The following is an 18,415-nucleotide window of genomic DNA, read 5'->3' on the forward strand; positions in this document are numbered from 1 at the left end:
TTGTTAAAAAAGGAGCTGTTATGTCATCGTTTTACTCACTTATTCAATCATGTCAAACTGATTGGGATCACTATATTCAACATGAATTTATTCAACGATTAGGCAAAGGAACATTAGATATAACCTGTTTCCAGCACTATTTAAAACAAGACTATCTATTTTTAATCAATTTTTCACGGGTTTGGGGACTTGCTGTCTATAAAAGTAATGATATTTCAGAAATTAAGCAATCTTTAAATAGTTTAAAAACGATTGTTGAAGTTGAACTCGATTTACATATTGAATATTGTAAAAGATGGCGAATAAATGAAAATGAACTCAATACGCTAACGGAAGCCAAAGCAAATAAGGCATATACGCAGTATGTGCTTGATGTTGGATTACAAGGTGATATTTTAGACTTACATATTGTATTGGCTCCTTGTTTAATCGGTTATGGTATGATTGCCAAATGGTTAAAAAAACAACTTTGGTATGATGCTAAAAATAACCCATATACCAGTTGGATTAAAATGTATGCCAGTAAGGAGTTTCAACAAGCAATGCAAAATGAAATTGCTTGGATTGATCAACGTTTAATAAATATCGATACGAGCCGATTTGAACAGTTAACGACAATATTCAAGCAGGCTACACAGCTTGAAGCTAATTTTTGGCAAATGGGATTGGATAGGAGTTTTTAGTCAAAATCATACTTTACCATTTAAGGTAAAGTATGTTTACTGCGACTAAAGCAATTGTGAATAATTTTGTTTGGTTGAATCATCCCAAACGCTAGCTTGAACTTGACCAATATGTTTTTGTTGTAGAAGTAACATAACTAGACGAGATTGACCAATTCCACCACCTATGGTTTGTAATAGTTCTCCATTGACTAAAGCTTGGTGCCAAGCAAATTGTAACCGATCTTCATCACCTGTAATTTTCAATTGACGTTTTAATGTTTCTGGGTCGACACGAATACCCATAGATGAAATTTCAAATGCGCTATTTAAAATTGGATTCCAAACTAAAATATCACCATTTAATCCTTTAGAACCCATTTCATTATCGCTACTCCAATCATCATAATCTGGAGCACGAACATCATGTTTTTCGTTATTTGCCAACTTACCGCCAATACCAATTAAAAATACAGCGCCAAGTTCCTTAGTTATCGCATTTTCACGCTCTTTAGGGGATAAATTTGGATAACGTTTTAACAGTTGCTCACTGTCCATAAAGGTTATTGATTCAGGTAAAAAACGGGAAAGATGATATTTTTCGGATACTGCTTTTTCAGTCGCTTTAATGGCTGAATAAATTTTTTCAACCGTCTGTTTTAAATAAGTTAGATTACGATCTTCTGGTCGAATTACTTTTTCCCAATCCCATTGATCAACATAGACAGAATGAATAGGTGATAAGCGATCTTCATCAGGACGCAATGCTTTCATGTTAGCATATAAGCCTTCACCAACAGCAAAATGGTGATCACTTAAAATTTTACGTTTCCATTTAGCGAGTGAATGCACTACCTCAAATTGGGCATCATTAATGGTTTTCACTTTAACTTGCACTGCGTTTTCAGTTCCAGATAAATTATCTTGAACACCATCACCAACTTTACTCAGTAGAGGGGCTTGAACTTCGATTAATGATAAATTTTCCGCTAACTTATCGGCAAAAAATTGTTTTACAAAGCTAATTCGCTGCTGTTGTTCTTTAAATGATATCTGCATGTTTAGTCTCTAATTATTTATAATTTGTGCAGGTAAATTAAACTAGAAAATAAAAATTTGCAAGATACAATCAGCCAAATGCAAAGAGTGACAATAGTGATCAACAATTTATAGTCTGTTTACTAACAAATAATAGGTATTTCTATTTTGTCAAAAAGTTTCAGGTTAACCATACGTTTCAGTATAAAAGATAAATAAATAATCTAAATTAATTTTATGTTTATAAAAAAATATAATATTGAGCCAATATAAGTATTTACTTTTAAAACAGTATAATAAATTCCAAATAACCGCGCTTATAAAATTATTTTCATTCAAAAAGAATATATTGGATCACTCAAAATTACAGAAATGCACTTACTAAAAAAACACTACTTGAGTTTAATTTGTAAAAATTTTATAACTAAGCTACACATGCAAACAACTATAAAAATAGAGTCATTTTGATAACAACAAATCATTAAAAATAGAACAATAAAAATTCCTATTTTTAACTACATGAAAAATATATATTTATTGGTAGAATTCCGTAGAATCGAAATTTAATTTCCATTAATTTTAATTAATCAAATAAAAACAGTGTGTTATAAATACAGATTTTAATAAAAAATAGCCTAAAAAATCGGTAGAAATTTGGTGGTCAATATTTTAATTATAAAACAGTATGTTATAATTGGTCTGTTCCCTGTACACACAGGGATAAACCGCTAAACAATTTGATGAACCAATCACAATTGCACTGTTCCCTGTACACACAGGGATAAACCGGTATGATGGTGGATCACGTTGTAGATTATATCCTGTTCCCTGTACACACAGGGATAAACCGCTCTAGGTAAACCTATCGTCATTACATCTGGACTGTTCCCTGTACACACAGGGATAAACCGCAACGTAGTTATCAATGAAAATTGTCAGATACCTGTTCCCTGTACACACAGGGATAAACCGCCAAATTTCCTATTTCGTCGGTAGTCACGCCGCTGTTTCCTGTACACACAGGGATAAACCGGCATTGATTTGTGTTTGCCTTTCTTGCCTTTTCTGTTCCCTGTACACACAGGGATAAACCGATTTGCGTGATGAGTTGTATCAATTACTGATTGTGTTCCCTGTATACACAGGTATTAATCAATAGTAGACATGAATTTTAACTCTACTCAGTTACAGTTGTTTAGTATTTATAAACAAACCTTAGCCACTGTCATCGACCAGTTGAATAATTTGCGAGAAAAAAACAGAATCGCCAGTGTTAAAACGGTTATGCTTTATTGCTATTACAGAATTACAGAGTGCGCAAATGTGATTCGTCAAATCTTTTACTTTCTCAGATATCCGTTCATAACCAAATATCTATTTACATTCATTAACCTAAAAAATAGGATTTATATAGTTATATTGTATAAAATATTTCCATATTAAAAATGGATATAAAGCACTTGAGAATATAGCATGATTAAACAAATAGCTGTATTGGGAGATATAACTAATTATGGTGGTAGGATTATTACAGCCTCAGGGAATGGTTATTGTGGTATTGATGGTGTCGCCTTATTGGGCGATTTAGCATCTTGCCCTAAATGTAGAAGCACAGGAAGGATCATAGAGGGGGCAAGTAATTTTATTATTGACGGAAAACCTGTTGCTTATGATGGTTGTATTATTGCGTGTAAATGCACTCCAGTTGGTGGTCATAGAATCATTGCATTAAAAAGTACTATGTATATTAATATCTCTAATAATAGTCTATCGAATTCATCTCAATCAAATTCCATTATAAATAAACAAGAAATCAACCAAAAAAAAGCTGATAACTGGATTGGATTTCAAATAGCTTCAAATAGAGATTATTCTGGTTTAAACTTCATTGTTACTTTAAATAATGGTCAATTATTAAAAGGAACTTTTGATCAAAATAATAAAGCAAGACTAACTATTGATACACAATGTGATAGTGCAAGAATAGAGATAGAAAGCTTAGAGAATTTAGGGGATGATAATAATATATCAAGCATAACTGAAAATTTATTAAAAACAATAATAGGTTGATAATTATGGTGGTTACACTTATGGTGGGAGGTCAATTTCCTACGGAAACTGACAATTTAATCGAAGATCCAAATCAAATATTAGACAATGCTTTGTTTGCACTGAATGATACTGCAATGAAATTTGCAAAAGATGCAATCAGCGATGCAAAAGTAAGAGAGAGTTATATAAGTAATATAAAAAGAATTAGTGTAGAAATAAAAGGATTAGTTGACGCGAAGAAAGTATCAGTGAAAGAGGCTGCTACATTTTGTTACGAAATGAGAAATCAAATTATGGCAGAGCATAGAAAATACACATCAGCTTATGGATTAGCGAGAGCAGAAAAATATAAATCAGGACCTAAGACACATGAATATTATTTAAATAAATATTCACAGCTAAGATTCAAATTAAACTTTAAAGATCTTTCACCTAAACAAAAAAATATCATATATTATGAAACAATTAGCTCTTCTGGTCGTGATAATAAAGACTATACAACAAAAAATAAACGATTAAAAATTATAGGTAAAGTTGGTATTTTAGTGACGGCATCACTTGCTACCTATGAGATTATTAATGCTGAAAATAAACCGAAAGAAACTATAAAGCAAGGAATGGGAATTGGAGGAGCGATGGCAGGAGGCTGGTTGGCAGGGTTAGGTGCATCAACAATATGTGGTCCAGGTGCTCCATTTTGTGCTATTGCTGTTGTTTTAGCTGGCAGTATTGGAGGATCGATGATTGGTTCAGCAGTTGCAGATAGCCTTGATGATGAAATAGAGGAGTTTACAAAGTGGAACATACGTTAAATGAAGAAGATCTTTATATTGCTCTTTCAGATCTATTTGTTGATAATGAAGTCGATTATAACCATATTGCTTCAGTAGCAAAATTATTTCCAATATCCTATGTTGAGCATGCTTTATTTAATTATGTCGCACCTTATTGTTACCACAATGCGCTCACACCTGTTCCATCTGTCTGCTACTTTTTTGATGAAGATGAGTTATTGAGTGCAATTGATGATATCAAAAAAAAAGAAAATCGCCCAATAAGTAAAATCAAGATGCGTATTTTGGCTTTTTATCTTAAGTTTAGATTTAAATATGCATGGCAAAAATTAAAAAGCTTATTATGATTATTATCGTTTTAAAATCTTATTTGAATCAAATTGATAATATGAGTTTTCTATAAACACAGGGACAAAACTTTGTCAAAAAGTTTCAGGTTAGCTATACGTTTCAGTATAAAAATCAATAAATAATTTATTTTAAATCTATGATTATAGACAAAATACCATGTTGAGCTGACATAAAGTTTTATTTTTAATATTGAGTAATAGATCACAAATAACAGCGCTTATAAAATTATTTTCATTCAAAAAGAATATATTGGATCACTCAAAATTACAGAAATGCACTTACTAAAAAAACACTACTTGAGTTTAATTTGTAAAAATTTTATAACTAAGCTACACATGCAAACAACTATAAAAATAGAGTCATTTTGATAACAACAAATCATTAAAAATAGAACAATAAAAATTCCTATTTTTAACTACATGAAAAATATAAATTTATTGGTAGAATTCCGTAGAATCTAATTTTAATTTCCATCAATTCTAATTAATTAAATAAAAACAGTGCGTTATTAATACCGATTTTAATAAAAAATAGCCTAAAAAATTGGTAGAAATTTGGTGGTCAATATTTTAATTATAAAACAGTATGTTATAATTGGTCTGTTCCCTGTACACACAGGGATAAACCGTCCCACCAGTGTTTGCGGATTATTGACGTGTTCTGTTCCCTGTACACACAGGGATAAACCGGAGGGCGAGCGATTTATCGCAGTAGATACTGGCTGTTCCCTGTACACACAGGGATAAACCGCTAAAAAATTGGTGGCTGAAAAATTAAACGATCTGTTCCCTGTACACACAGGGATAAACCGGCAGAACTAGACACAGAAGCAATCAGTGGATAGCGTTCCCTGTATGCACAGGGATAAATCATAATAGATTAGAAGTTGTTAACTTTATATGAATGGATTCTAAATATTATTTATACGACATATATTTGATTGATTAATGAGTTTTTAAGGATTGCATGGTAAAAGTATAAAATAAATGAATTTTTACCTATCAGTATAGATAAGCAACTAAACTTATAAATACAAAGTTATTTTATTGATTATGCTCAATAGCGCTTACAGAATTTGTTTTGTTTATAACTGCATATTACGATCTCTTTCCATAAAATAGTTTATGAAAAGTCTTCTTTTTAAAAGGAATTAATAATTTATTCACTTAACTGCTTAGGCGGTTTTTTATTGCCCAAATCATCTAAATAAAATACTATTACCCAAAATAAAATTTAAAGTATGAAAAAAATTTAATTATTTTATCATCTGTTATTATTCAATAATAAATGGAAGTAAGGAATGAAAAATTTAATTGCAATTTCAATATTAACTTTGATCGGTTTCAACGCTTTTGCTAATGATAATGCAAAAAAATTTACTGAGTTACTTATAAATGAAGATATTGCTGTTTTTAGAACAAACGGTGAATCAATTATTGGTGAAAAAATACCAATCGTATCGGTATCAGATCTTAGCAAAGAATTCAGTAATGATTTGACTAAATACGACAAAACATACGATCAACAGTTAGTGAATATTATAACAGAAACATCAGAAGTAAAAACGGATTTAAATGGTAATCCATATATTGTTGCAAATGGTGATAATCAATCTGAATTGGTTTCTATTGAATTAAAAAATAAAGATGATGCAGTGAACATCAAAAAGGGAAGTAAACTTGACTTGATCTGTCTGGGTACAAAAGACAATGTTAAATTTCCGGTTTTAAAGGATTGTGTAGCTACTGACAGTTACTTTCAGAAGTTTCTTGAAATCACAATGAATAATATAAGCCAACTAAAAGACGGGGACGTTCCAAAAGATTTTTTTGAAGCGATTTACCTGAGTTTTAAAGAATTTGATATTAAAAATCCTAACCAATTAGATGAAAAAAAATTTGAAGATAACCCAGATGATATGAGTGAGATTATTGAGACAGTAACGGATAACATTAAAGAAGAAGACAAACAATTTACCATGCCTAATCCATAAAAAAGCCCGAAAGGGCTCAATTGTAAACAGACTAATTTCTATATTAGATTAGTCTAGAAAAGTATTTCTTATACATATAGATAAAACAGCTTTATTTGTAAATTAACCTAATTTAGGTTATTGGCATATGCATTAATTTATCATTTATCTATAATAATATATGGTTTTTTGTGTACCCAGTATGTACAGGGATAAACCGAATATGCCGAGCAGGCGAGAAAGCTGTCTCTGATGTTCCCTGTATATACAGGGATAAATCGGGGATGCGTCAATATTACATAGCATTTTTTTGCTATTCAAATAATCGCAATTCTATATTTCATTGTTTGCCAATTTGTAATTATATGAAAAATATAAATTTATTGTTGGAATCCCGTAGAATCGAATTTTAATTCCCATCAATTTTAATTAATTTAATAAAAACATAGTGTTATAAATGCTAATTTTGATAAAAAATAGCCAAAAAAATCGGTAGAAATTTCACAGTCAATATTTTAATTATAAAACAGTATGTTATAATTGGTATGTTCCCTGTATACACAGGGATAAACCGCAGCAAAAACGCGTATTTGAGTATTACCGATAATGTTCCCTGTATACACAGGGATAAACCGCACTGATGCATTAGGGTTAGGTTTTTGACCTGATGTTCCCTGTATACACAGGGATAAACCGGCACAGAATCGATCCAATCTAATTTATACGCTATGTTCCCTGTATACACAGGGATAAACCGCGATCGAGGCGTTCGTCACATTGAAATAACTAATGTTCCCTGTATACACAGGGATAAACCGTCAACGAAAACCAGATCCCCAGCCTCAATCGTATGTTCCCTGTATACACAGGGATAAACCGCTTGAAAAAAAATTAGGTGTATTTACAGAAAAATGTTCCCTGTATATACAGGGATAAACCGCCCTAGTGGCGATTTTTCATTGCCCTTAATTTTTAAATAACATACCATTACCTAAAAAAGGAGATGGTATGAAAAGAATTGCATTACTAGGATTGGTTTGTTTTGCGTTGTCTGGTTGTGGTGATGATGGTGATGATGGTGGCGGTAAAGTTACTAATGAGTTTTTGGTTGGTAAGTGGGAGTGTAAATTGGACGGTTACAGATCGAAAATGAAAAATGGAAAATTTACTGATTATGTTACCGATGGGTTTAATATAATAAGGAAGGTAGAATTCAAAATAGAAAATAATAAACTGTATAGTATAAGTAAAACTGAAATGGATGGACTTAGTTTTTGGGAATCGAATGATTGGGATGAAAGTGATATAACTATTACTCATACGGGGCAAACAGTAGAGAAAAAAGAAAATAATTTAATAGAAAAATCAACCAATTCTCTAATTAAAAAATCACATGATACTTATTTAATGATTGAGGAATATATTAAAACTCCAAATGAACAATATGATTCAGAAGATGATATTGAGGCATTACGAATAAAAACAGAAGCTTTTTGCATAAGAATAATAAATTAATTTAAACCTCTGAATTCAATATCGAGAGGGCAAGGAATAAAATACCAGCGATGGAAATAACACCAGTTGGGCTTTTGAGTCTATCGATACCCATATGTTCCCTGTATACACAGGGATAAACCACCATAAAAGCGACTCATAATCGATTGGTCACTGGTGTTCCCTGTATGCACAGGGATTCTTAATTAAGAAAGTTCTAAAGGTCAATCTTCATATCCCATGCCAACTCAGGGGGATTTTTATTCTGCAAACTTATTTTTGTGATCATATCGATTGTAATGGATAGCATCACTTATTAAGTAGTTGTAGATTTCATCTACAATTTCTATCCCATTTTTTAAGTAATCCGCTTCACGTTTTTTGCCTCGTTCACCAGGGAAAAAGACTTCACTATTTCCTTTAGCAGGTTTAACGTGTTTTAGTTGATCCAGCATGGCAGACATGTTCTTTTTGAATGTTTCAAGACCGATAAAATAATCGGGGTTGATAACAATATGCAAATGTCCAAGATCGCGTCCTTTAGACAAGTCGGCATACATTGATGAGACGTTTTTGCCAAATGGTACACCTAATAAAATGCCTGACAATACATCCACCATCATCATTAGCCCATAACCCTTGGCATCCGCTATTGGTAATAGAGCGTTGACTTTGTGTGGATCGGTTGTTGGTTCACCTTGTTCGTCAACTGCCCAAGTCGGTGGAATTGGCACACCTTTGGATTTGGCATACAATATTTTTCCCCAAGCTTGTACTGTGGTAGCCATATCAAACGAAACAAGACGATTATCGGCTGTTGGTGCAGCAAAGGCGATAGGATTCGTACCAAAAAATTCTTCTGCGCCGCCATAAGGTACCGCCATTGGATCGGATTGGCACATAGATACCGCAATTAAATTTTGTTCAGCGGCCATTTCGGTAAAATAACAAAGTGAACCACTGTGTGACATACGACGAATACCTACCACTGCAATACCATTTTTTTTCGCCATGGCAATCGCTTTATCCATGCCTACTTTAGCGGCCACTAAACCACACCCATTGTCAAAATCTAATATGCCACTGGCTGGACCTGTCTCTTGGTACGTGACATTAGGGTTATGTGTCATTCCACCTTTGGCAATACGTTCAGCATAATATTCAACGCGCACCGCGCCATGCGAATGGATGCCACGGGCATCAGCAAAAGTTAGGGCATCAGCAGCAATATCCGCGTGTTCGCTTGTTAAACCCGCTTTATGTAATTTTTTAGCGATTAAATGATGTAAGGTTTGTCTATCAACTCTCATATTAAAACTCCTATCTTTTCCAGATATGTTTACTCACTCATTACTTTGTTGATTTGATGGGCTGACAATGGTGCCTTTAGTGGTATCTAATAACGCTTCAATATCGGTTAATGTACCGATGTAAGCTCTGTTGCCCGTCTTTTCGACAAATTCAATTACCGATTTTACTTTTGGACCCATTGCACCATCGTCAACCGCTAACGGTTTTAGTCGTTCAGGGGTGACATGGCGTAATGCAGTTTGATCAGGAGTGCCCCAATTTTCATAAACGGCATCGGCATCTGTTAAGATCATCAGATGATCGGCTTTAAGCTGCGTTGCAAGTATTGCAGCTGAGTGATCTTTATCGATCACTGCTTCGACACCTTTGTAACCATTCACATCTTTAATTACTGGTATACCACCACCACCATTACATATCACAATGGCATCATCGGTCAGCAGTTCTTTTATGGTGTCAATTTCGAGTATTGTTTTTGGTTTTGGTGAGGGAACGACTCGGCGAATATATTGACCATCTTGTTTAAATGTCCAACCATATTGTGCTTGTAATTGTTGCTGTTGATCGGGTTGATAGACAGGCCCGATATATTTAGTTGGTTGAATAAACGAGGGATCATGCTCATCCACTTCGACTTGTGTTAACACCGTCACAACTTTATTAATATTGTTGTGTTGTTGTAAACTGCGTCCAATCATATAACCTAGCATGCCTTGGGTTTGGGCAACTAAAATATCTAGCGGATAGGCAGGGACTTGAGAATAAGCTTGATTTTGCAAAGCCAATAATCCTACTTGTGGTCCATTACCATGTACGATAACTAAGCGGTATTTACCCGCAAGTTTGGCAATAATTTTTGTTGTTGCATCAATATTTTCATATTGATTATCGACTGTTAAAGGTTGATTGCGTTTGGCAATGGCATTACCACCTAACGCAATGACAATAAGTTCCATTTTGTTTCCTTGATAATGTTTTTAAGTGTCTTGTGTTTATATTTCTATATCTCGATGGCAATCTTTAGAATAGATATAGCTCAATGGTTCTTTACCAACCGAATAGCAAGCTTGCAGTGCATAAGCGCCCATAAAAATATAATCATCTTTTTTGACTGGTATCCACTCATTATCAAGCAAATACAAGCCTTCGCCACTAAGCAAATACGCGCCATGTTCTTGGACATGAGTTTCAATATAGCCATGGCTTGCACCAGGTTTGAAAGTTAATATATGAAAGTTCATGTCAAAACCAAGCTCTTTAGGCAGGAGATCTTGCACAAAGACGTTATCCATATCTTCATAACAGATACAATCCAGTTTTTCGACATGATTGCTCACTATATGTGCTTGATAACCTGCGAGCGGTATATAGCGACGTTTATACAAAAATAATCGGGATAAAGCAGTGTCATTTTGCAAATACAATTTAATTCCTGCTGGACAATAAACATAACCCCCCGTTTTTAGATTAAAAACTTGATCGTCAGCTTTTGCCGTTACTTCGCCACTGATCACATAGACAAATACTTCTATATCTTTACCGCCAAAACCTTGTAAATTTTTACCATCTTGATGCATAGTAATAAGATAATCGACAAATGATGCCCCTAATTTGGGTGTGGATAGAATTGTGATATCACAGTTTTCAAAGCCTGGAATGATATTTTTGACTAACCCATCTGGCGGTATCAATGCGTAGTTATGGCGTTTAATAATGGCTCTTGATGCAAGCAGATCTTTTGGATAACCAGTATTATTATTGATATACCCCATTTTTATTCTCCTTGTAACATGCTGCTGTTTTTACGTAACTTTTTGGTTATTAAATTATCTGTTTATCGTTATTTAGGTAATAGCAATCCCAACTTGTAAAAAGCAGTCATTGTTTATATTGGTTTAACCGGTCATAGGCATCTGACCGGTAATGGTGTTTATTGGTTGTTAGCCTTTTTTTTCGAGTTAATCAGCATGAAGATCAGCGTAGCAACGATCAATATGACTATGGCGACGTAAAACCCAGTGATTTTAGTGCCAGTAAGATCGGCTAAATAACCCGTTAGCGGTGGTGCAATCACTGACGAACTCATGCCAAAGAAATTAAAGACACCAAAAGAGGTACCATAATTGGTTTTTGGTGCGGTTTCGGCAACATGTGAAATCAATATTGGTTCGACAGTCAGTTTGCCAAATAATCCATAAAAGATTAATCCCGCAAGTAAAAAAGTGATGGTTGCAGATTGTACGGTAATAAATAAGGTTCCAGCAGCAATCAGTTCTAATACGATAATAAACAATAGACGTTTACTTCTAAATTTATCGGATATTTTACTGATGATTAATGCTCCCGGAATAGCTGCAAAAGCTACCAATGATGATGCTGAGCCAATACTACCCCCCGTAAAACCACGTTCAGTTTCTAGAAAGTTTGGTAACCAACTGACAATCATGTAGTAGCCATAACATGTTGCAAAATACATAATGTAAGAGGCAATCATTTCAATACTAAAAAAACTATGCTTTTGGTCAGATTTAATTGGCGATGTTTTCGTTTGGTTATTCGTTGAGTCATTTTGAACTGGCTGTCTAAGCTTTGGTTGTTCTTTGATAACAATAGCAAAGCCTGCAACTAAACAAAGTAACAGCGCAGCAATAATATAGAGCATATACTCCCATGGCATACCCCATGATTTAACTAAAAAGCTGGTTGCCAGTAAACTTATGCCCATCCCTAAAGCTGAGCCAGTATTGATAATAGCTGAAGCAAAGCCACGATGTTCAGATGGGATATTTTCGGCTGAAAGTGACCAAGCCGAACCATAATAAGAGCCACAACCTAAGCCAGCTAATAAACTACCAACATAAATCATCATAATAGAATGTGCATTACCAATGATTAAAGCGGCGATGGTAAATAATAAGAAACCAGGAATTACTACTGCTTTTTTACCAAACTTATCAACTAACATCCCTGCTGGGATTTGCATAGCGGTATAAGCAAAAAAATAGCAACTAGCAATTAAACCTAACTCGGTATTGGATTGCGGACCTATAGTTTGTTGAACTTCTGGAAAGATAGCGGTTAGAACAGGACGATAGATCCACATCACTGTCCAACCAAGACATAATAATACTACGATTTTATGCCAGTATTGGATACCAACTGTTTTGGATGTTGTGTCAACGGTTGTCATTTTAATTCCTCATTACTCTTGGTAAGCTAATTTATAAAGCGCATAGGTTAACGCTTTGATACCTTCGACTAAATCTTCAGTTTTGGTATCTTCGGCCGTATTGTGGCTAATGCCTTTGATACTTGGTACAAACAGCATGGCGGTAGGTACTCGTGGCGCAAAAATTTGTGAATCATGACCTGCACCGCTGTGCATTACACGATAGCTGAGCTTTTCTTCTTTGCAAATGTCTTCTAACATATGGATTAGTTTGTCGTTCATTGGAATGGGATCTTCATCCATCCAGCGATTTATTTCAATTTCAAGCCCTAGCTCTTTGGCAATACGCACCATATCGGCTTCGATTTCTTCAGTAAATCCAACTAATTCGGATTTATTGGTATGGCGACAATCCATGGTAAATAGCACTTCACCTGGTACAACGTTAACCACATTAGGTTTTGGCTCTACATGACCAAAAGTAAGTACGAGTGGATCACCTTTTTTTAGTGCTTTATTAATGGATTCATGACATATACGACTAAAGGCATACACCGCATCTTTACGATATCCCATTGGTGTAGTGCCTGCATGGTTGGCTTCTCCAATCAGTCTGATGTTATAACGGCGTTGACCGACAATACTGGTCACAACTCCAATGCTTTTTTGTTCTTTTTCAAGTACGCCGCCTTGCTCTATATGAATTTCTAGAAAAGCTTTGATATCGCTGCGTGCAGGTTGTGAACTGAATTGAAATCCGCAGGCTTGCATGGCATCAACAAATTTGATGCCTTCCGAATCAGTGATATTTTCAACATCCTTTTTGTTTGCAATCGCAAAAACATTTTTACTACCCCAAAATACATATGGAAAACGACTGCCTTCTTCTTCAGCCATTGAGATAATCTCAAGAGTACGAAGAGGTTGACCATAGTTTTCTTTTAGGTATTGCATGGCAAGTAAGGCGGCAATAATACCGAGTTGCCCATCCAACTTTCCACCATTGACAACTGTATCAACATGCGAACCTGACATAATGATCTGATCTTTATATTTACTACCTTCAAAGCGACCATATAAATTGCCAACATCATCAAAATAGCTTTGCATACCGATATTGGTCATGCGTTCTTTCAATGCATTTTGTGCTGCTAGCCATTGAGGCGTATAAAGTAAACGCGTGGTTCCACCTTGTTCTAGTCCCCCAAAACTCGATATCCATTCCACTGCGTTTGCCACATCATCATATAAGATTTTCATAAGCATCTACCTGTTTTTAATCTTTCTATTCTTAAGAATTATTCTGGTTATGTTTGCTAAGTAACATACTATTAATAGCAAATAATAATGTGATCAAACACTCTTTTTTAGTTTTATAAAATTTAATTAAATTAATAAGTTACTATTATAAAAAATTTTTTAATAATCAGGTATCATTATGATTTTTATTTAAATTTTTTCTAATAATAAGTTATTGAATTGTGACATCTAACCTATTTATTCGCAGTTTTTTTCGTAATATATAAATAGCGTGTGATTTTAAATTTGATAGATAAAGGTATAACGATTTATCGACTTATAGTAAATACCATTTGTAATCGATATCTATCATTTTAGATTTATTGCATATTTAAAAATAAATAACTACTAAATAATTGAGAGGCAATTCTCATGATTCAATCTTTCATAAAAAAAGGGAGCTTTCAAGATTCAGTCAGTTTAATGTTAATTTCAAAAAAACTGAGTAATCTTGATGAAGTTGATGAGGTTTCTGTCATGATGGGGACTCCAGCCAATAAATCCTTGCTTACGGCAACGGGTTTTTGGAGTGATAAGTTTAATGATGCAACACCCAATGATATTTGCGTTGCTATTAAAACGAATAACGATTCAATTAATGTTGTGGATTTAATCAGTACACAGCTTGAAGATGCTTTAAAAAATATCGCCCAGCAACAACAAGGTGGTAGTAAATTACTTAAAGCAAGGCGTTATGCTAGCGCGACCCAAAAATTACCTGATGCTAATTTAGTTTTGATATCGATTGCTGGTGAATACGCAGCAGAACTTGCCGAACAAGCCATAGATGATAATAAAAATGTCATGATATTTTCAGATAATGTGCCTGTGAATGATGAAATTCGCCTAAAAACTAAGGCTTCGAGTAAAGATTTGATTGTGATGGGGCCTGATTGTGGTACGGCTATTATTGCTGGAGCACCGCTAGCTTTTGCAAATGTAATTCCTAAGGGGAATATTGGTGTAATTGGTGCATCGGGTACAGGTATTCAAGAAGTCATCTCACAAATTGCTTTATTAAACCAAGGTATTACACAAGCTATTGGTTTGGGCGGGCGCGATTTATCACAAGAGGTAGGGGGAATAAGTGCTCTGACTGCATTAAAGATGCTCGCTGCAGATGAGCAAAGTCAAGTCATTACTTTTATTTCAAAACCACCTGCTGAAAGTGTGCGAGAAAAAGTTATTAATGCCATGAAGCTGATTAATAAGCCAATTGTGGCACTGTTTTTAGGATCAACTATCGACAAAGTACAAGATGAGAATATCTATTTTGCCAAAACATTAGATCAGGCAGCACGTTTAGCTTGTTTGCTAGCCAAAGTAGAAGTGGCAGCACGCGCATTACCAAAAGTAACCAAGCAAACGATTTCAGGACTGTATACTGGTGGAACTTTAGCGTCAGAAGCCGCGATGTTACTTGCTCAGGAGTTGCATTTATCAATCAATGAAGATCATGATAAAGGCATAATGCTTGACGAAAATGGTCATAAAATTATTGATCTTGGTGATGATTTTTATACTGTTGGTCGTCCTCATCCAATGATCGACCCCTCAATTCGTGAACAAGAAATTAGTAAGTTAGGGGCACAAAAGACAGTTGGCGTAGTATTACTCGATTTGGTGATTGGTTATGGTGCTAATCCTAATCCTGCTGAATCAATTATTGCCGGTTATAAAGCGGCCTGCGCACAACGTTCAAGCGATAATCCATTAATCGCTATTGCAACAGTAACCGGCTCACAGCAAGATCCACAATGCCGTAGCCAACAAATAACTGCCTTAACTGAAAATAACATTGTGGTAATGGATAATTTGCCAGAAGCGGTATTATTAGCTAAAAAATTAATTACGCCAACAAAATCAACGGGTTCACTTAAATCATATCCATTGCTTAATCATATAAGTGTAATCAATGCTGGACTGCGCAGTTTTGCGGAAGATCTTCAATCATCCAATGTGTCTGTTGTGCATTATCAATGGGCACCAATAGCTGGCGGAAATCAAAAATTAGCGGCTATTTTAAAAAAATTAAATTAAGAGGTTTTGACGTATGAATAGAGCAATTAATGAAGCAAACCAAGCCATTATTGAGCGAATTAGAGCCGCTAGACCACATTGGATTGGGGTAGTTGCTGCAAAAGAAGCTGTACCGACTTTAGCACAAGGTTATAAATTATTACATGCAGGTCCTCCCATTTCTTGGCAAGATATGACTGGTCCAATGCAGGGGGCTTGCATTGGTGCATGTTTGTTTGAAAATTGGGCAAGCGATGAAAAACCCGCTTTAGATTTACTAGCAAATGGTAAGGTTGAATTCATTCCATGTCACAGCGTTAATGCAGTTGGACCAATGGGAGGGATAACTTCGGCAAATATGCCAATGTTGGTTGTCGAAAACATCACTCATGGTAATCGAGCATACTGCAATTTAAACGAAGGTATTGGTAAAGTCATGCGCTTTGGCGCCTATGGTGAGGAAGTGCTTCATCGTCACCATTGGATGAAAGAGTCCTTAGGACCAGCATTAAATGATGCCCTTAAACTATTTGAAAATGGTATTGATCTTACAGCGTTAATGGCGCAAGCCATTACTATGGGGGATGAGTTTCACCAACGTAATATTGCAGCTTCAGCTTTATTGCTTAGAACCTTGTCACCCAAATTAGCTCTACTTGATCGCAATAAAACAGAAATGGCGAAAATTTTTGACTTTTTAAGTGTCACTGATCAGTTCTTTTTAAACCTAGCGATGGCGTATTGTAAATCGGTTATGGACAGTGCAGCACAAATTCAAGAAGGTACTATTGTTACTGTTATGACACGTAATGGTAAAGATTTTGGTATTAAAGTGAGTGGGTTAGGTGATGAATGGTTTACGGCCCCAGTTAACACTCCGCAAGGACTATTTTTCACGGGTTATTCACAAAACGAAGCCAATCCAGATATCGGTGATAGTGCGATTACTGAAACCTTTGGGATCGGTGGTGCTGCCATGGTAGCTGCGCCTGGAGTAACTCGCTTCGTTGGTGCTGGTGGCGCGGATGTTGCATATGAAGTATCTGAAGAGATGAGTGAAATCTACCTCGACCATAATATGCTGTTACAAATTCCATCTTGGAACTTCCAAGGATGCTGTTTGGGGCTTGATGTTCGCCGTGTTGTTGAAACGGGGATCACTCCTTTGATTAATACGGGTATTGCCCACAAACAGGCTGGTGTGGGTCAAATTGGTGCAGGAACGGTACGTGCTCCATTAGCCTGTTTTGAAAAAGCACTTGAGGCATTAGCTAAAAAACTTAAAGTTTAATTTATGAAATGTAGTTATGCAGAAAATAAATTATTAACAAAAGCGATAAGTACTTCACTTACAGCAACATCATTCACTGCCGATGCGGATCGGCAGTATAGCCTGTTATCACCCCAAAATGACTTACAACAAATTAAACCCTTAATTATTAGTGCTCATGCACCAAATGTAAAAAGCGGATTATCGTTATTTAGTTTGCATGAACATTCCATTAATTTAATTAATCATCAGCAACAATTGCTCACTTTACATCGTTATGGCAGTGGTTTATCACCTATGGGCTGGGTTCTAAAGACTAATGATTTTGATGTAATAAAATCTAGGCTAGCTAATGATCATTTAACCATAACACAACAGATTAATGGTGATTTAAAAATGGGTGATGTTCTGTTAAGTTATAACACACATATCTGCAATATGACGCTAAAATGCAGATCACACACCCAATTAGATAAAACCGCGATTAAGCAACGATTCATGCAGATAGATTATCCAACGGGTTTATTTGGTTTTCTTAAAGAAAATATTGTTGATAAACCCGCGCCAGATCTGGTGATTTTGTGTGATGGGTTGAATCGGTTAATGTTGGGACAACATGCGGATATCACTCAATTTATTGGTTTAGGTCCCGGCTTAACGCCTAGCTTTGATGATATTATTGTTGGGATGATTGCGGTACTGGTCAGTGATCATCGTTTTAAGCCCAAAATACAACAATTAAAAACAGCAATGCAGGCTTTACCATTAGAGACGTTGACAACAACAATTAGTGCTACGTTTTTAAAATATGCGTTACAAGGTCAATTTTCATTATCTGTTTTGAATGTCATTGAACGGCTTAAACAACATAAGTATGACCATTGTGCTATTCATAATCTTTTAAATTATGGACACACATCGGGAGCCGATCTTTTATTGGGGATTTGGTTGGGTATTGATCGTTTTGTTATAAAGGACTGAATA

The 18,415-nt window shown here is 35.0% G+C and carries 15 protein-coding genes and 2 CRISPR repeat arrays; of the genes, 9 read left to right on the forward strand and 6 right to left on the reverse strand.

The window, feature by feature from the left end; all coding sequences use genetic code 11:
• Positions 1-20 precede the first annotated feature (20 nt).
• Positions 21-683: a thiaminase II gene (tenA, locus tag A9G17_RS12030; protein ID WP_065738914.1), complete on the forward strand. Its 663-nt coding sequence runs from the start codon at positions 21-23 to the stop codon at positions 681-683.
• A gap of 45 nt (positions 684-728) precedes the next feature.
• Here tenA and asnA read toward each other — a convergent pair whose 3' ends face one another.
• Complete coding sequence (gene asnA / locus A9G17_RS12035; RefSeq protein ID WP_065738915.1) at positions 729-1,721, reverse strand: aspartate--ammonia ligase; 993 nt, start codon at positions 1,719-1,721, stop codon at positions 729-731.
• A 678-nt stretch (positions 1,722-2,399) separates the two neighbouring features.
• A CRISPR array of direct repeats spans positions 2,400-2,794; the repeat unit is 29 nt; unit sequence CTGTTCCCTGTACACACAGGGATAAACCG.
• A gap of 379 nt (positions 2,795-3,173) precedes the next feature.
• Here asnA and A9G17_RS12040 point away from each other — a divergent pair.
• From A9G17_RS12040 to A9G17_RS12060, 5 genes are all read left to right on the forward strand, one after another.
• Entirely contained in the window at positions 3,174-3,770 is a 597-nt protein-coding gene (locus A9G17_RS12040; RefSeq protein ID WP_065738916.1) for a PAAR domain-containing protein, read from the forward strand.
• 5 nt (positions 3,771-3,775) lie between these two features.
• Positions 3,776-4,564, forward strand: coding sequence for a hypothetical protein (locus A9G17_RS12045; protein ID WP_065738917.1), 789 nt, complete (start codon positions 3,776-3,778; stop codon positions 4,562-4,564).
• Positions 4,549-4,893 (forward strand): DUF7079 family protein, encoded by a 345-nt coding sequence (locus A9G17_RS12050; protein ID WP_065738918.1) that lies wholly within the window; start codon positions 4,549-4,551, stop codon positions 4,891-4,893. The genes A9G17_RS12045 and A9G17_RS12050 overlap by 16 nt, the downstream gene beginning before the upstream one ends.
• Positions 4,894-6,197: 1,304 nt before the next feature.
• The gene (locus tag A9G17_RS12055; RefSeq protein ID WP_065738919.1) at positions 6,198-6,890 is read left to right on the forward strand and encodes an OB-fold protein; all 693 of its coding nucleotides are present in this window, start codon (positions 6,198-6,200) and stop codon (positions 6,888-6,890) included.
• 524 nt (positions 6,891-7,414) lie between these two features.
• Positions 7,415-7,809: a CRISPR direct-repeat array (repeat unit 29 nt; unit sequence ATGTTCCCTGTATACACAGGGATAAACCG).
• A 68-nt stretch (positions 7,810-7,877) separates the two neighbouring features.
• Entirely contained in the window at positions 7,878-8,384 is a 507-nt protein-coding gene (locus A9G17_RS12060; RefSeq protein WP_065738920.1) for a hypothetical protein, read from the forward strand.
• 239 nt (positions 8,385-8,623) lie between these two features.
• Here A9G17_RS12060 and allD read toward each other — a convergent pair whose 3' ends face one another.
• The 5 genes from allD to allC form a co-directional block, all read right to left on the reverse strand.
• Positions 8,624-9,673, reverse strand: a complete 1,050-nt coding sequence (gene allD / locus A9G17_RS12065; RefSeq protein ID WP_065738921.1) for an ureidoglycolate dehydrogenase — start codon at positions 9,671-9,673, stop codon at positions 8,624-8,626.
• A gap of 33 nt (positions 9,674-9,706) precedes the next feature.
• A complete protein-coding gene (locus tag A9G17_RS12070; protein ID WP_065738922.1) occupies positions 9,707-10,630 on the reverse strand; it encodes a carbamate kinase in 924 nt (307 codons plus the stop codon).
• Between the two features lie 36 nt (positions 10,631-10,666).
• Positions 10,667-11,446, reverse strand: a complete 780-nt coding sequence (gene allE / locus A9G17_RS12075) for a (S)-ureidoglycine aminohydrolase (RefSeq protein WP_065738923.1) — start codon at positions 11,444-11,446, stop codon at positions 10,667-10,669.
• Positions 11,447-11,604: 158 nt separating this feature from the next.
• Positions 11,605-12,864, reverse strand: a complete 1,260-nt coding sequence (locus tag A9G17_RS12080; protein WP_065738924.1) for an MFS transporter — start codon at positions 12,862-12,864, stop codon at positions 11,605-11,607.
• 12 nt (positions 12,865-12,876) lie between these two features.
• Entirely contained in the window at positions 12,877-14,103 is a 1,227-nt protein-coding gene (gene allC / locus A9G17_RS12085; RefSeq protein ID WP_141677594.1) for an allantoate deiminase, read from the reverse strand.
• A gap of 411 nt (positions 14,104-14,514) precedes the next feature.
• Here allC and fdrA point away from each other — a divergent pair, with 411 nt between their 5' ends.
• The 3 genes from fdrA to A9G17_RS12100 are packed head-to-tail and all read left to right on the forward strand — an operon-like array spanning position 14,515 to position 18,412.
• Positions 14,515-16,182 (forward strand): acyl-CoA synthetase FdrA, encoded by a 1,668-nt coding sequence (gene fdrA, locus A9G17_RS12090; protein ID WP_065738926.1) that lies wholly within the window; start codon positions 14,515-14,517, stop codon positions 16,180-16,182.
• Positions 16,183-16,195: 13 nt separating this feature from the next.
• The gene (locus A9G17_RS12095) at positions 16,196-17,452 is read left to right on the forward strand and encodes a YlbE family protein (RefSeq protein WP_065738927.1); all 1,257 of its coding nucleotides are present in this window, start codon (positions 16,196-16,198) and stop codon (positions 17,450-17,452) included.
• 3 nt (positions 17,453-17,455) lie between these two features.
• Positions 17,456-18,412 (forward strand): oxamate carbamoyltransferase subunit AllH family protein, encoded by a 957-nt coding sequence (locus A9G17_RS12100; protein ID WP_065738928.1) that lies wholly within the window; start codon positions 17,456-17,458, stop codon positions 18,410-18,412.
• Positions 18,413-18,415 lie beyond the last annotated feature (3 nt).

This window comes from Gilliamella sp. wkB7 (genome assembly GCF_001693435.1).
Taxonomy (GTDB): Bacteria; Pseudomonadota; Gammaproteobacteria; order Enterobacterales; family Orbaceae; genus Gilliamella; species Gilliamella apicola_N.